Origin of the sequence: Mangrovibacterium diazotrophicum (genome assembly GCF_003610535.1) — a bacterium.
GTDB classification, from domain to species: Bacteria; Bacteroidota; Bacteroidia; order Bacteroidales; family Prolixibacteraceae; genus Mangrovibacterium; species Mangrovibacterium diazotrophicum.
Map to the genome: position 1 here is coordinate 251898 of NZ_RAPN01000004.1, position 14838 is coordinate 266735.

The window sequence follows — 14838 nt, forward strand, 5'->3', positions numbered from 1 at the left end:
AAGATTTAACGTAATTCCTTCCTATATTTAGCCAATATCAAACGCCTATGGAAGTTGGGGATAATAATGGGACGGATCGCTTGGAGCGCCTGATCGGTGAAGAAATCACGATTGGGAGCATACAGTTAGTAAAGGAGTTGTTATCCTCCACATCATCTATCGTTTGTATTCTCAATAGTCAAAACCAGATCGTTTTTGCGAACGATACCCTCATTCAGAAATATAATCTAGATCTCGAACGCGACATTTTTGGCCTGCGTTTCGGCGAAATTATGGGTTGCGTTAATCTAAAGGGAGGCGAGTCTGTTTGCGGAACAACGGAGAAGTGCCGCTATTGCGGGGCTAATTATGCGTTTAAGGACTTTTGGAGTAGCAGACAGTCGGTTGTTAACGAGTGTCGTTTGATTCGAGAGGAAGAAGGCTACACTCGCCAATACGATTTGGAAATTAAGGCAACTCCTTTTCACTTCGAGGGCGATTACATGGTGCTGTCGTTAGTCGATATTACGGAACAAAAGCGTCGGGAGATTTTGGAACGAATCTTTTTCCACGATATTATCAATATGGCCGGTAGCCTTCGGGGAATCCTGAATATCATGAAAGAAGTGAAGGACGAGCAGGATGAAGTCGAAAATTTTTTCGAGATCGCAGCTTCTCTGAGCGACGAGATTATTGACGAAATAAAGGCACAACAGCAGCTTCTCAAAGCAGAATCCGGAGAGCTGGAGGTTTCTACCGAGAAAGTAAATATGGATGGTTTCTTACTGGAAATATGTAACAAAGTGAAGTATTGCCAGGAAGCTTTTGATCGCAAAATAGATCCCCAGGATTTTACATCGGACGTTGAATTCACAACTGATAAAGTTTTGTTGACGCGTGTTATTTTCAACATGGCCAAGAATGCCTTGGAAGCAATTCCCCGCGGCGAATCCATCCGCATTGAAGCTTACCTCAAAAACGATAAGATCCGCATTGAAGTTCATAACGACACCTGGATTGAAGAAGATGTCCGGAACCAACTGTTTCAACGCTCGTATTCGACCAAAGGCAAAAACCGAGGAGTTGGAACTTACAGCATGAAATTGCTCGGTGAGCGTTATTTAAAAGGCGTCGTCAATTTCGAGAGCACCGAAGCAAACGGGACTACCTTTTATATTGAAATCCCGGAGGCAATCTAGTCACCACCGGGATCTTATCATCTTTTCAATTTTTTATTCTTTCGGAATTCTAATTTCCGCCCAGCGCTTCCCGAATCAGTTGTAACTGATCTTTCGGATATTTTTCGTTTGGTCGCAGTCCTAGCGCTTTGTTGTAATAGAATCGCGCTACGCTGTAGTTTTTGCTTTCAAAAGCTTTATCAGCGTCAGCAATGGCCGATTGGTATTCTTTTTCACTCTGTGCCGATTGTTGTTTTTCCAGTTCTTTCTCAATCTCGTTCAGCCTGATTGATGGATACGGTTCATCTTTCTTTAGAGCTAAAGCGCGTTGATAATACGAACGTGCAACAGCAAAATCTTTGTTAACGAAGGCTTCATCAGCCGTGCTGATCCAGTTCAGATAGTCTTGTTCTTCACGTTGCGAAAGCAACGTGTTTGTAAGTTTACCAATTTCCTTAATCCGGTCTTTCGGATACTGTTCCCACGATTTTATTTCCAGTGCCTTGTTGTAATAGAACTTGGCCAAAGTGTACCCTTTCCGGTCAAACTCCTGGTCAGCTTTGGCAATGGCATCGTTGTAAGCTTTAATTTGGTCAGCCGCCAGCGATTGGTCGATCAACCTGCTGATCTCAGCCAAGCGTTGGTGCGGGTAGGGATTTTCAGGTTGAATATCGGCCGCTTTTTGATAATAGAATTGCGCAACCGTGTAGTCTTGCTTGTCGAAGTTTTCGTCGGCAATTTTGATGGCTTCGTTGTAAGCCGCGTTGGTCTTTTCAGCAGCGCGGGCTTTTTCAGCCAACAGTTCAAGCTCCTTCAGTTTCAGGTCGATTTTCTCAATTTGTTCCTTCGGATAACTTTCTTCAGGCTTCAGGTTGACAGCTTGCAGATAAGTGGCTTTAGCCTCAGTCCAGGCTTCGCTGGCGAACTGTCCATCTGCTTTTTGGATGGCAGCCTGGTAGTCGGTTTCCAATTTGGCCAATTGAGCGATCAAATCCTCCAGCTCTTTTATTTTGGGCTGAACAGTTGATTCTTTTTCCGGAAGGATCACAATGGCTTCGCGGTAGCTGGACACTGCGCTTTCTAACTTTTGGTCGTCAATGTAAGCTTCGGCTTCTTTAATCTTCAAGTTGAAGGCAGCCAGCTTAGCTGCAGCCAGTGAATCCTCGCTAGCTTGCTGGCGTCTCAGTGCTTCGGCTTGTGCCAGCTGTTGCAGTAGGTTGTCAATCTCCGCCAGTTTATCTTTCGGATATTGCTCATTTGGCAAAATCGTCAATGCGTTGTTATAGGCCTCCTGTGCTTTTGGGTAAGCCTTTTGCTTCATGGAAGCGTCGCCCAATGCAATGGCTGCATTGTACTTGTCTCGCGTTTCTTTTTCGGCTGCGATTCGCAACGCCTCAGCTTCTGCGGCCAACCGGGCGTTTTCGGCGCGTTGGGCCTGTAGTTGCTCAATTTCTGCAATTCGTTGCGGAGGCTCCGGTTCCAGTGGTTTCAAACCTGCGGCTTGCTTGTAGTAAGTGATCGCCTCGGGCAGTAAATCCTGGTCGTAGGATGCTTTTGCCGAGCTCATTGCTTGCTGGTATTGGGCATCTATTCCGGCCAGGCGTGCCTGTTCTGCCAGGGTGTTGTCAATTTTTGCAATTTGGTTAGCCGGGTATTTCTCAGCAGCTTTCAGCGTTAACGCTTCCTGGTAAAGCGGTTTTGCTCCCGCATAGTTTTCGCTGTTGAAAGCCTGATCGGCAGCTGCAATTTTCGCGGCATAGGCTTCTTCCAGCTTTTGCCGCTCGGCGTCGGCTAAAGCAGCATCGCGCAGACGCTGGTCAATAATCGCTATTTGATTGGTAGCATACTCATCGCCCGCTTTTATAGACAAGGCTGTTTGGTATTCCGGCTTTGCTGAAGCGAACTCATTTTGATTAAACAGCGCATCGGCTTTTTTAATAGCAGCCAGGTAGGCTTGCTCCAAGGCGGCGGCCTTCTGACGTTCTATTTCGGCCAACTGGTTAACCGGATATTCTTCTTCTTTTTTCAGCAAATGCGCTTCATCATAAGCATCAATGGCTGTCTCAAAATCTTTGATTTTAAAGGCATCGTCTCCTCGCTTAATTGCCGCGGCATAGGTGCGGTTTAGTTCCGCCAGCACTTCCTGTTGGTGTTGCTGATCGGCCAGAATCGCATCGATTTCCACAATCTTATCTTTTGGATATTGTTCTGCGGGTTTCAAACGACTGGCATCCGTGTAGCTTGTTTTAGCCGGTTGGTAATTGTTCAGTTTGAAAAGTGAATCAGCCTTGCTTATGTAGGCCAGGTACGACCGTTCCAGTTGCTCATTCTTCAACTGGTCTGCAATGAATTGCTTCGCTTTTGAAATTTGATCAGCCGGGTAGGTTTCTTTGGGCTTCAATTTCAGCGCAGCTTCGTAGTCGGTGATGGCATTCTCATAAAACCTGGTATTGAAAGCGGCATCAGCCTGTTGAATCAGGTTGGCGTAATTTTCGTCCAGCGTTGCCTGGTCGGCTAAGCGTTGCAGTTCCAGATCGATCCTTGCAATCTGGTCCTTCGGATATTTTTCTTCCGGTTTTATCCCGAGTGCCTGTTGATAGCTGCCTTTAGCCACAGCGTATTGTTGCACGCTGAAAGCCTGATCACCAGCGGCAATTGCCGAAGCGTACTGATCTTCGATAGCTTGTTGTGCCAGAATGCGATCGATTTCGGCAATACGGTTTTTCGCAAGCTCATGGTCGGCTTTTAAGGCCAATACTTGCTGGTATTTTGTTTTGGCTACCGGATATTCCTGGTGGTTGAAACTTGCGTTGGCTTCTGCCAGTAGCTGATCCAGCTGTTGGCTCTGTTGCATCCGGCGATCAATTTCAGCGATCCGATCCTTCGGATATTGTTCGCTTGGCTTCACTGCCAGCGCCTGTTGGTAGAAGTTCTTCGATGAGTCCAGCACATCTTTGTCAAACCAATCGTCAGCTTTAGCAATAAGCTCGTCATATTTTTCACCTTCGGCCAGCTGTTGCATGGCTGCTTCGGTAGCAGCAATACGTTCCTGTGCCGGTTGGTCGCCGGGTTTTAGTCCAAGTGCTTCTTTAAAAGCGAGCAATGCGCTTGGGTATGCAGCCTGGCCCAACGAGGTGTTTCCCTTGCTCATCGCGGCAGCATATTGTTCATCTACACGTTGTTGCTCAGCCAAGCGGGCCAACTCCAGATCAATTTTTTTAATTTGTTCACGCGGGTATTCCGAGTCGCGCGGACGCAGATCAATTGCCTGTTGGTACAATCCTTTGGCATCGGCATAAACCTGTGTGTTGTAGGCTTCGTCGGCACGGGCAATCAAATCGTTGTATTGCATGTTGCCCATTTGCTCCTTCTGCAGTTTACGCGATTCGGCAATGCGGTCGGTTGCATACTTGTCCTTGGCTTTGTACTCCAGCGCTTTTTCGTACGAAGTAATGGCGCCGGCATATTGAGTGGCTGTAAATTGTTCGTCGCCGGCTTTGATAGCGGCCAGGTAATTTTGTTCGGCTTCCTCCGCCATTTGCAGGGCAGCTATCAAATCTTCAATTTCAGCAATCCGGTCTTTGGGGTAGGGGCGATCGCTGAAAAGCATCAGTGCTTCGCGAAACTTGCTGATGGCACTTTCATAGCTTTTTTTGTGGTAAAGCCCATCGGCATCAGCAATAATTTTGTCGTATTGCTTTTCCAAGGCGGCCTGTTCCATCTCGTCGGCCCTGCCAATACTTTTGCGCTCCGAAGCCAATGCATTCTGAGCCGCTTCGGCTGCCTGAATCTGTTCGCGCAGCTGGTCGTCGGAAAGGTATATTTCCGAGTCGAAGTTGTCGATCCGGGAGTTGTAAAAGACCCGGGCAACGGGCTTTATCGTGAACGAATTATCAATAATGTCGGTTTGTTCAAACAAGTTCAGCACGAATGCCATCGGCGGAAACTTGGCGTTCTTTTGCAACACTTCGTTAGGGACGAAAGTGGAGATGATAATAATCTTCTGAAAGAAGCCATCCCTGTTAAAAGTAAGCCGGTACTCGTGGTTGAAATCCAGTTCAAACAAAAACTTACCGGTGCGCGGAGGTGTTACAACTTCCTGTTGCTGACCATCCTTTGTGATGGTGATTGTAGCTCCGTCGCTTCGTCCGTCATCCGATGTTAAACGGCCGTCAACCACAAAATGAATTTCATCGTTCTGAGCTAAAAGAGCAACGATAATTGAAAATAAGAAAACAACAAACAATAATTTTTTCAGGTACATACCATCGATTCGTTAGAAACACCAGTAGCCGAATAGTCGGTTCATCGGATTATCAACAATAATAACTCATGAGGCATCGATATTATTTTTTGAGCCATTCAACAAGTTTTTATTTTTTTGCTTTTCCGCAACTCGAAGATAATTCCGTTATTTAGAAAATCATTTCCAAGGGGTATAAAACTAAGTATGTTTTGCGGCTGTTTATGATATCGTTGACGTCTGAGATTGAGCTGCTGAACATTCGAATTCGCATTGTTAACGTAAATTGATTTTGTTGGTACATGAAAAGAGAAGCATCGTTTTTTGAGGCGTTGTTGCCCATTTTATTTTTAATTGTTTTGCTTACGCTGAACGTGATTTTTTTTGATGATACGCTGGCCGGATCTAACCAGGTAGCGATGCTTTTGGCTGCAACAGTCGCTGGAATCATTGTTCGGCGTAACGGACAGGCATGGGACAAAACGCTCGAAAATGTAGTTGCCACAATTGGATCAGCAATGCCGTCGATGTTGATATTGCTGTTGATCGGTTCATTGGCCGGAACCTGGCTGCTGAGCGGAATTGTGCCAGCGCTGATTTACTACGGACTCGATATTATTAATCCCCGAATCTTCCTGGTAACGGCAGTTGTTGTCAGTGCCATCGTGTCGTTGGCGACCGGAAGCTCGTGGTCGACGGTTGCGACAATTGGTGTTGCTTTGCTCGGAATTGGGAAAGCAATTGGAATCAACGAGGCCATTGTGGCCGGTGCAATTATTTCGGGAGCCTATTTCGGAGATAAAATTTCGCCGTTGAGCGACACGACAAATCTTGCCCCGGCAATGGCTGGGACTGATTTGTTCACGCATATACGCTACATGTTACTCACAACAACGCCCAGCTTTATTCTCACGCTGGTTATTTTCCTCGTTATTGGGTTGAATTACAATTTCTCAGAAGCTGTTGTGGATGTGGCTGATGTGAAATCTGCGATTTCGGGGGCATTTAATACAACGCCCTGGCTATTCCTTGTACCTGCCGCGCTTTTCTTTATCATTATAAAAAAGGTACCACCGATTCCCTCGTTGATGATCGGCACACTATTGGGTGGTTTGTTTGCGGTCATTTTTCAACCTCATATTATTACCGAATTGGCCGGAAATGTTGTTAACTACGGAAAAGCTTCTTACATCAGTTTCATGCAGGCCATGTTTGGCGACATTGCCATTGTAACGCCGGATGCCGACGTGAATGAGTTGCTGCAGACTTCGGGGATGGCGGGGATGCTGGATACCATTTGGCTGATTTTGTCAGCAATGGTTTTTGGCGGAATCATGGAATCCGGTGGTTTGCTGGCCCGGATTACCCGGCCAATTATTACCCGTGCCAATTCAACAGGCTCATTGGTAACTTCGACAGTGGTGACTTGTATTTTCTTCAATGCGACTGCATCCGATCAGTATATCTCGATTGTGGTTCCCGGACGGATGTACCGCAAATCGTTTCAGGATAAAGGTTTGAAGCCGGAAGTGCTGAGCCGGACATTGGAAGATTCGGGCACGATGACTTCCGTTTTAATTCCGTGGAATACCTGTGGTGCCACGCAAGCTCGAGTTTTGGGAGTCGGAACTTTCGACTATTTGCCCTACGCATTTTTCAACCTGATTAGCCCGCTGATGTCTATTTTATTCGCTTATCTGAATATCAAGATCCGACGTTTGGAATCCGTTGAGGTTCCGGTTAAAGACGAGTAATCACGAACACATTGTTATCTTTGGCGTTTAATTTGAAATACATCAATTAAAACGTTGCCTTAATGATCTTTCTACTAGTGCTTTTCTATGTCTTCTTCCCGCTGGTAATTATCTACCTGACGAAAAAATCGTCGTGGCTGAATAAGCTGGGTGCGGTGGTACTCGCCTATATGGTCGGCGTTTTTCTGGGGAATATCGGGTTGTTGCCAACAATGTCAGAAGAACTCCGCAATTTGCTGGGCGGAAAAGCTTTTCTACCTGAAGGTCAATTAACGGAATACATGCGACAGGGAATTTTAACCGAGGCCGACCTGTTGCCTAATCGGATTGCTCATTTGCAGGATATTTTGATGACCATTACTATTCCTTTGGCGCTCCCATTGTTGCTGTTTACACTCGATGTGAAGCGTTGGTTGCACATGGCCCGTCGGGCCATGATTGCAATGGTATTGGGAATTGTGTCTTTATTAATCGTTGCGATTATTGGTTTCTTCCTGTTGAAGAATCATATTCCGGATGCATGGAAAGTTGCCGGCATGCTGGTGGGGATTTATACTGGCGGAACGCCCAATTTGGCCGCTATTGCGACCGCACTGGAAGTTGATCCGGGGGTTTTCATCTTGGTCAATACCTACGAAATTGTAACGGGATTCGGATTCCTGATTTTTTTGATGACGGTGGCGCAGTCGCTTTTGAACCGTTTTATGCCACCTTTCAAATCAGCGTTGGCGCAAGAACATTTGGACGAAATAGAAGCGAATAGTGAAGAATTCGAGATTCGGCTGACACGCGAAAGTTCGGTTCAAATGGCAAAAGCACTGGCTCTTTCAATTGCTATTTTTGCGATCGGTGGAGGTTTGAGCCTGGTCGTTGCTCCCTCAGTTCAGATGGTCACTGTTATTTTAACGATCACAACGTTGGGGGTTGTCGGTAGTTTGGTTCCGGCCATCAACAGATTGAAGCATTCTTTCTCGCTGGGAATGTACCTGATTCTGATTTTCTCGCTGCTGGTTGCCACCATGGCCGACCTGACGGCACTTTTCAATATCGACTTTTTCCACCTTTTTCTGTTTGTGGCCTTGGGTGTTTTCGGTACCATGGTTTTTCACGTGATTTTGTGTTGGCTGTTCAAAATTGATACCGACACCACCATAATTGCGATTTCAGCTTTGTCGTTTTCGCCGCCTTTCGTTCCGGTCGTTGCTTCAGCTTTGAAAAATAAGGAAGTCATTATCTCCGGATTAGCTGTTGGTACGTTAGGCTATATCTTCGGAAACTACCTGGGTGTGACGTTGGCGTTCTTTCTGAAAGCTTTTGTTTAAAAGCTCTTCCTCGGAGGTCGAAAGAGATTCGTTAAAACAAATAATTCAGCTTGATATAAAGCCCCGAACTGCCATCGCGGTCGTCAGTTACACGTCCGTAGTCGCACGACACAACAAAGTTTTCATTCATGCCGGCCTTTATGCCCAAACCGTAGCTGGTGTGCCATTCTTCAGAATTATAATCGAGGTACCCCTCGGTGTCAACCGCCGCAAAAGACGGGTAGAAGTTAAGTGCATGTTTCCCGGTAACCTTGCCGGTGTCGATAAAACCGTTCAAACCCACAAAAAAGTTGTTGTTTTTATACTGAAAGTTCCAGATTCGGCTACGCAACTCGAAGTTTCCGAAAGCCACATCGTCGCCAATAACGCGGTTGCGCAAAACACCGCGCATAGTTCTTCCGCCGCCCAAGCCTTCCATGCTGTTTCCTTTGGCGCCGTCAACCACGCGCTTGGTGAGGTAGTAGAACGGAACGTTGCCAGATAAGGTTGCCTCGTAACTGAGTCGGTAAGCAAAAATCAATTTTTTAGAGACGATCGTAAAATATTGCCGGTGTGTAATCCCCAATCGGGTGAATGAACTTTCAGCCCCCAGTATTTTAGGTACGTACTCGAGCACTGCTTCCGACCAAATTCCTTTCCCCGGTATTGCACGGAAGTCGCGACTGTCGTATATCAATCCTCCCCGCAGGGCAGGAATGTTTCCACCGTTCGCCTCCTCAGACCCTACCAGTCCCCATTGCTGATAAATGTTGTAGAGACCGGCGATATCCGGCAACTTGTCAACTTCGTCTTTGCCCTTGTTCAGTTTGTTGATATTGACTGATGCCAGTTTGAATTTTTGAAAATTGATTCCCGCCTCCCATTTAAAATTACTTTGGGCTAACGGGCCTTGCAGGTCAACTTTAAAACGAAATAATTTTCGGTCGTAATTGTAAAAAACGCGCGAACGATAGTCGGGATGATCTTCGTCAAGCCAGTCCTCGTTATAAACAGCATCGTAACCGTTAAAACCGTAAAACTGATAGGTTAGATCAGTCAGGTAAGAAAGGTCGGCCACTGTCTGAATGCCTTTTAAGAGTCGATCCGAATCGTATTGAAACTGGTACACGCCGCTCCCTTTTGTGAAGCGCGAGATCTCCAGGTAAAATGAATGGTTGTATTCCGGGTAACGACTGCCGTCGCCATAATGGTATAGATTGATCAAGCCGCCGTATTGAAATCCGAGGTCTGAGTCGAATGCAATGGCCGGTAAAGCTCCGAAGTTCCAACCTTGTTTGACGATTTCCTGTTTCTCTTCCTTCTGGGCTTTGGCCGAGAGGATAGAGATGATAAGGATGAGGAACGTGAGTTTTAACTTCATAGCGATGTGTTTGGGTTGAAACGAATATAGTGGAATTTTCGAAGATCTGGTATTCGGCACGTGTTAAGCCGTTATTTCTTTTAGAAGTATAATGGAAACTTAATCAGTTGAACGTACGATTTTTTTGTATTTTCGACGCGTTAAATCGAAATGGATATGATTACCATTGAAACAAAATATTTAGGAGACCTGCGTACTGAAAATGTACACTTGCAATCGGGTGCCAAAATCGTAACTGATGCTCCTTGTGACAACCGGGGGAAAGGTCAGTCGTTTTCGCCAACCGACTTGTTGGCTACAGCGTTGGGAAATTGTATTATGACCATCATGGGCATTAAGGCAATGGACAACGGAATCGACATTGTAGGAACTCGTTTGGAAATTACCAAGATAATGGCAAACGATCCGCGTCGGGTTGCTGAAGTGATTGTGGAGTTCTTCTTCCCTGAGAATAAAAGTTATTCGGAAGAAGAGCGAAAGCTGATCGAGAGTGTTGCCGGCTCAAGCCCGGTGCCTTTAAGTTTGCACCCTGATTTGAAACAGACCATTAAATTTAACTGGTAACTTTTAACCTGAAACTGTTTCCGGGATCGACCGGATTAGTAACTATGGAGACTACAAAGAAAGATCGCGAGATTATATTACTGAATATTTCAGGACCCGACCAAGCCGGTCAAACAGCATCGTTAACGGCGATTCTGGCACAGTATGATGTGGCAATTCTCGACATTGGTCAGGCCGTTATTCACGAAAACCTGGGCTTGGGAATTCTGATTGAAATTTCGGAAAAGTCAGATTCGTCGCCAATCCTGAAAGACGTACTCTTTAAAGCTCATGAACTGGGTTTGCGGGTGAAGTTTACCCCAATCCCGACAAATCAATACCGGGAGTGGGTATCGCATCAGGGCAAAGATCGTTTCATTATTACCTTGCTGGCGCGACAGCTGAAAGCTGGTCACCTGGCACGTGTGACCAAGGTGATCTCGGAGCAGGGATTGAATATTGATATCATTTCACGTTTGTCCGGTCGGATTCCCTTGGAGGACGCCAGTCGCAAAACCAAAAGCGTGGTCGAGTTCTCTGTCAGGGGGACACCAAAGGACAGCGAAGTGTTGAAGCGCGACTTCATCGATATTTGTAAAGAAACTGGGGTTGATATTGCTTTCCAGGTCGATAACATGTATCGCCGTAATCGTCGCCTGGTTTGTTTTGATATGGACTCAACACTGATTCAAGCTGAAGTGATCGACGAACTGGCTCGCAAGGCTGGTGTTTACGACGAAGTCAGCTCAATTACGGAAGCAGCGATGCGCGGGGAACTCGATTTTCAGGAAAGCTTCAAGAAACGAATCAGCCTGCTGAAAGGACTGGATGTTTCGGTGATGCAGGAAATCGCCGAGGAACTTCCGTTAACAGAAGGAGCAGAACGTTTGTTCCGCACCCTGAAGAAGTTTGGCTACAAAACGGCGATCTTATCCGGTGGTTTCAACTATTTCGGAAATTTCCTGAAATCGAAGCTAGGCGTTGACTATGTTTTTGCCAACGAATTGGAGATTGAAAACGGAAAACTAACCGGTAAGCACGTTGGTGAAATTGTTGACGGCGCTAAGAAAGCAGAGATGTTGAAGTTGCTGGCTTTTAAAGAAGACTTGCATTTGGAGCAGGTGATTGCTGTTGGCGATGGCTCAAACGACTTACCAATGATAAAACTTGCCGGCTTGGGAATTGCGTTTCACGCTAAGCCCAAAGTAAAAGCATCAGCAAAAAACTCGATCAGCGAAATCGGTCTGGATGCCATTTTATATCTCATCGGCTTCCGCGACCGGGAGATTAGTGATTAAGATTTCAGTAAGAATTTAAAATAGTGTTGAGGGAGTATCTGATTTGAAGGATACTCCCTTTTTTCTTTTATTATTGTAACATCAGTTTAACTTTTCGCAATTAAACAAAATAGATCCCTGTAAAGCTTTCATTTTTGATCGAATGGCCATAAATTAGACTATTGCGATTTGATAATTTATAGAGGGAAGCAATCTGCTTACCTTTTTTAACAGGATAATATGAGGACTAAGAATCTTTATTTTGAGAATCTAGATGGGTTGAGGTTTATTTGCTTTCTCTTGGTTTTTTTGTACCATAGTTTTAATACTGAGATTAGTTCTTTGGGGGATAGTTCGGTTCATAGATTTGTCACCCAGTTCCTTTTTGCAAATGGTAATTTAGGAGTAAATATTTTCTTTGTACTTAGCGGTTTTTTGATCACTTTTCTTTTAATTCAGGAAAAAAAATTAAGAGGACAGATTGACATTAAGAAGTTTTGGATGAGGCGTATATTAAGAATATGGCCTCTATTTTACCTCTGCGTTCTCTTTGGCTTTTTTTGTTTCCCTCTATTGAAAAGTTTATTTGGAGAACAGTCAACAGAGCAGGCGTCAATAAGTTGTTATCTTATCTTTTTGAATAATTTTAATTTTATTAAAGTTATTCCAGATGCAACTAGTTTGGCAGTTTTATGGAGTGTAGCTGTAGAGGAACAGTTTTATTTGGTTTGGCCGGTAGTACTTTTCTTGTTACCGTTGAAAAAGTATTGGATCGCTTTCTCTGCAGTTATGGTGATTTGCATCGTATTTAGGGCCTTGCAGGATAGACCAATAATACACGAGTTTCACACACTTTCCTGTATCGGGGATATGACTGTTGGGGCGTTTGGCGCTTGGTTAGTAGTAGAAAAGGACTCTTTTCGTGAAAGGATCGGGAATCTAAATAAAACAGAGATTACCATTTTATATATAATATTTCTGATTATTTTCCTATTTAGAGGTCCGTTGTTTTATTCTACATATATAATGCGAATTGTGGAACGACCACTCATTGCAGTTGTATTATTGTTTCTAATTTTAGAACAAAATTATGCCCGCAATTCTTTTTTTAAATTTTCTAACTTTAAAGCGATTTCAAAACTAGGAGTAATTACTTACGGACTGTATTGTTTACATCTAATCGCCATTGTATCGGTACAGACTGTTACTCAGGTGTTTGGTTTGAATACCAATTTGTGGGAAGTGATGTTGTTGGAGCCAACCCTTGCGCTATTATTGTCAATACTAATGGCATATTTGAGTTTTAATTTTTACGAGAGACCATTCTTAAAGTTGAAAGGCAAATTCACTTATATCTCAAGAGTTAGTCCGATGAAAATTATAGCTAGTAAATAGAGCCTTTATAGTCGTTTATCTGAAGCAAACACAATTTTTCATGCATTGCAGCGAAAAATTTTAAAAGGGTGTGCATCTGGATCAAGTGATTGCAGTTGGTGATGGCTCAAACGACTTACCCATGATTAAGCTTGCCTGCTTGGGAATTGCTTTCCACGCGAATCCGAAACTAAAAGCATCAGCAAAAAACACAATCAGCGAAATCGGCTTGGACGCCATTTTATATCTCATCGGCTTCCGCGACCGAAAGATTTGTGATTAGAATTATAGTAAGAAATTAAGATAATGTTAAGGGGAGTATCTGATTTAGAGTATATTCCCTTTTTAAATTTGCTAATGTAAAATATTTCATAACATTTTGAGATCCCTAATTCGGAAAAATTCCCGATAAAGTTTAAGGTGGTAATTTGTTAGCAGAATATGCGATTCAAAACGGGATGCGAAAGCTCCCCCTAAAATTTCAAAGGGAATATTATGAAAAACAAGTCGGTTTACTTCGAAAACCTCGACGGGTTGAGGTTTATGTGTTTTTTAATGGTGTTTTTCTGCCATAGTTTTTATACCGAATCAGCTGTTGTGAGGACTAGTCAAATTTGGCGATTTTTTTCCGGTAGCTTTCTTTTAGCAAACGGACAGTTGGGGGTTAATATGTTTTTTGTTTTAAGTGGTTTTCTTATCACGTTTCTATTAATTCAGGAAAAGAAATTGAATGGTCAGATTGATCTGAAAAAGTTTTGGTTTCGACGGATTTTACGAATTTGGCCGTTGTTTTACTTCTGTGTTTTCTTTGGATTCGTGAGTTTCCCATTTCTCAAATCCTTTTTTGGAGGCACTCCCAACGAAACAGCAAATATTTTTTACTACTTGACTTTCATAAATAATTTTGACGTAATTGCAAAAGGGGATCCGGACGCGAGTATATTATCAGTGCTTTGGAGTATTGCCATAGAAGAACAGTTTTATCTGCTTTGGCCTATTGTTCTTTTTTTGTTACCAGTTCGCAGGTATTGGATAGCCTTTACTTCAGTAATTTTGGTCAGTTGGGTTTTTAGAGCCACTCACGATGATCCTGTGATGCACGAACATCATACACTCTCTTGCATTGGTGACATGGCCATTGGAGCGTTCGGTGCGTGGTTGGTTTCCGAAAAAAAGAAATTTAAAGCAAGAATGGAGAATCTTAAGCGTTATCAAATTGCGATTATCTATTTGACGTTTTTTACGATCTATATATTCCGACATGAATTATTGTTTACGAATTATATTGTCAGAATATTTGAACGGTCCTTTATCGCCATTGTTGGGTTAGGAATTATTTTAGAGCAGAACTACTCCAAAGATTCTTTCTTTAAATTTTCTAATTTCAAAATTATCTCGAAGTTGGGACTTATTACTTACGGATTGTATTGTCTGCATATCCTGGGAATTTTGACAGGTCAAACACTATCCAAATTACTTGGAATCGCGGACAACGTTTGGTCTGTAGTCATAGTGGAACCTTTAGTCGCTTTTTCGATAGCCATTGTTCTTGCATATTTTAGTTTTAACTATTTCGAGAAGCCATTTTTAATGTTGAAGGAAAAATATACATACATATCACGAATTAGTCCGATAAATCTTATGAGAAATAAGTCTGGATTAAGGCGAATAAGTCTTTGGATTATGGTACTTGCTTTATCTAGTGTTGTTGTTGCGGATGTCGGTCTAACAGATTTTAAGATGTATTAAAAAAATAGGGAATTTAAATTTATACTCTCTATTTTGATTTCTTAAAAGCTCGTTATCGT

General features: G+C 43.6%; 10 protein-coding genes. 8 read left to right on the plus strand and 2 right to left on the minus strand.

The features are described 5' to 3' along the window. Positions 1 to 47: 47 nt before the first annotated feature. Positions 48 to 1178: a sensor histidine kinase gene (locus tag BC643_RS20790; RefSeq protein ID WP_120275204.1), complete on the plus strand. Its 1131-nt coding sequence runs from the start codon at positions 48 to 50 to the stop codon at positions 1176 to 1178. Positions 1179 to 1227: 49 nt separating this feature from the next. Here the strand turns inward: BC643_RS20790 and BC643_RS20795 are convergent, their stop codons facing one another. Next, positions 1228 to 5421 carry a tetratricopeptide repeat protein gene (locus tag BC643_RS20795; protein ID WP_120275205.1) on the minus strand — a complete coding sequence of 1398 codons (4194 nt, stop codon included), beginning with the start codon at positions 5419 to 5421 and terminating at the stop codon, positions 1228 to 1230. Between the two features lie 281 nt (positions 5422 to 5702). Here BC643_RS20795 and nhaC point away from each other — a divergent pair, with 281 nt between their 5' ends. Further along, a complete protein-coding gene (gene nhaC / locus BC643_RS20800; protein WP_120275206.1) occupies positions 5703 to 7154 on the plus strand; it encodes a Na+/H+ antiporter NhaC in 1452 nt (483 codons plus the stop codon). A gap of 62 nt (positions 7155 to 7216) precedes the next feature. After that, a complete protein-coding gene (locus BC643_RS20805) occupies positions 7217 to 8476 on the plus strand; it encodes a DUF819 family protein (RefSeq protein WP_120275207.1) in 1260 nt (419 codons plus the stop codon). Between the two features lie 31 nt (positions 8477 to 8507). Here BC643_RS20805 and omp85 read toward each other — a convergent pair whose 3' ends face one another. Then, positions 8508 to 9836: an Omp85 family outer membrane protein gene (gene omp85, locus BC643_RS20810; RefSeq protein WP_120275208.1), complete on the minus strand. Its 1329-nt coding sequence runs from the start codon at positions 9834 to 9836 to the stop codon at positions 8508 to 8510. Between the two features lie 156 nt (positions 9837 to 9992). Here omp85 and BC643_RS20815 point away from each other — a divergent pair, with 156 nt between their 5' ends. The 5 genes from BC643_RS20815 (at position 9993) to BC643_RS20835 (ending at position 14779) form a co-directional block, all read left to right on the plus strand. Then, the gene (locus tag BC643_RS20815) at positions 9993 to 10400 is read left to right on the plus strand and encodes an OsmC family protein (protein WP_170154646.1); all 408 of its coding nucleotides are present in this window, start codon (positions 9993 to 9995) and stop codon (positions 10398 to 10400) included. 44 nt (positions 10401 to 10444) lie between these two features. Then, positions 10445 to 11677 (plus strand): phosphoserine phosphatase SerB, encoded by a 1233-nt coding sequence (gene serB, locus BC643_RS20820; protein ID WP_120275210.1) that lies wholly within the window; start codon positions 10445 to 10447, stop codon positions 11675 to 11677. A gap of 219 nt (positions 11678 to 11896) precedes the next feature. Next, the gene (locus BC643_RS20825; RefSeq protein ID WP_120275211.1) at positions 11897 to 13051 is read left to right on the plus strand and encodes an acyltransferase family protein; all 1155 of its coding nucleotides are present in this window, start codon (positions 11897 to 11899) and stop codon (positions 13049 to 13051) included. 70 nt (positions 13052 to 13121) lie between these two features. Beyond that, positions 13122 to 13313, plus strand: coding sequence for an HAD hydrolase family protein (locus tag BC643_RS20830; RefSeq protein ID WP_245995038.1), 192 nt, complete (start codon positions 13122 to 13124; stop codon positions 13311 to 13313). Between the two features lie 212 nt (positions 13314 to 13525). Then, positions 13526 to 14779, plus strand: coding sequence for an acyltransferase family protein (locus tag BC643_RS20835; RefSeq protein ID WP_120275212.1), 1254 nt, complete (start codon positions 13526 to 13528; stop codon positions 14777 to 14779). The last annotated feature ends 59 nt before the right edge of the window (positions 14780 to 14838 follow it).

Bases quoted from the DNA above. Each gene is read 5' to 3' on its own strand.
- BC643_RS20790 (WP_120275204.1), top strand. From the start codon at position 48: ATGGAAGTTGGGGATAATAATGGGACGGATCGCTTGGAGCGCCTGATC.
- BC643_RS20795 (WP_120275205.1), bottom strand. From the start codon at position 5,421: ATGTACCTGAAAAAATTATTGTTTGTTGTTTTCTTATTTTCAATTATC.
- nhaC (WP_120275206.1), top strand. From the start codon at position 5,703: ATGAAAAGAGAAGCATCGTTTTTTGAGGCGTTGTTGCCCATTTTATTT.
- BC643_RS20805 (WP_120275207.1), top strand. From the start codon at position 7,217: ATGATCTTTCTACTAGTGCTTTTCTATGTCTTCTTCCCGCTGGTAATT.
- omp85 (WP_120275208.1), bottom strand. From the start codon at position 9,836: ATGAAGTTAAAACTCACGTTCCTCATCCTTATCATCTCTATCCTCTCG.
- BC643_RS20815 (WP_170154646.1), top strand. From the start codon at position 9,993: ATGATTACCATTGAAACAAAATATTTAGGAGACCTGCGTACTGAAAAT.
- serB (WP_120275210.1), top strand. From the start codon at position 10,445: ATGGAGACTACAAAGAAAGATCGCGAGATTATATTACTGAATATTTCA.
- BC643_RS20825 (WP_120275211.1), top strand. From the start codon at position 11,897: ATGAGGACTAAGAATCTTTATTTTGAGAATCTAGATGGGTTGAGGTTT.
- BC643_RS20835 (WP_120275212.1), top strand. From the start codon at position 13,526: ATGAAAAACAAGTCGGTTTACTTCGAAAACCTCGACGGGTTGAGGTTT.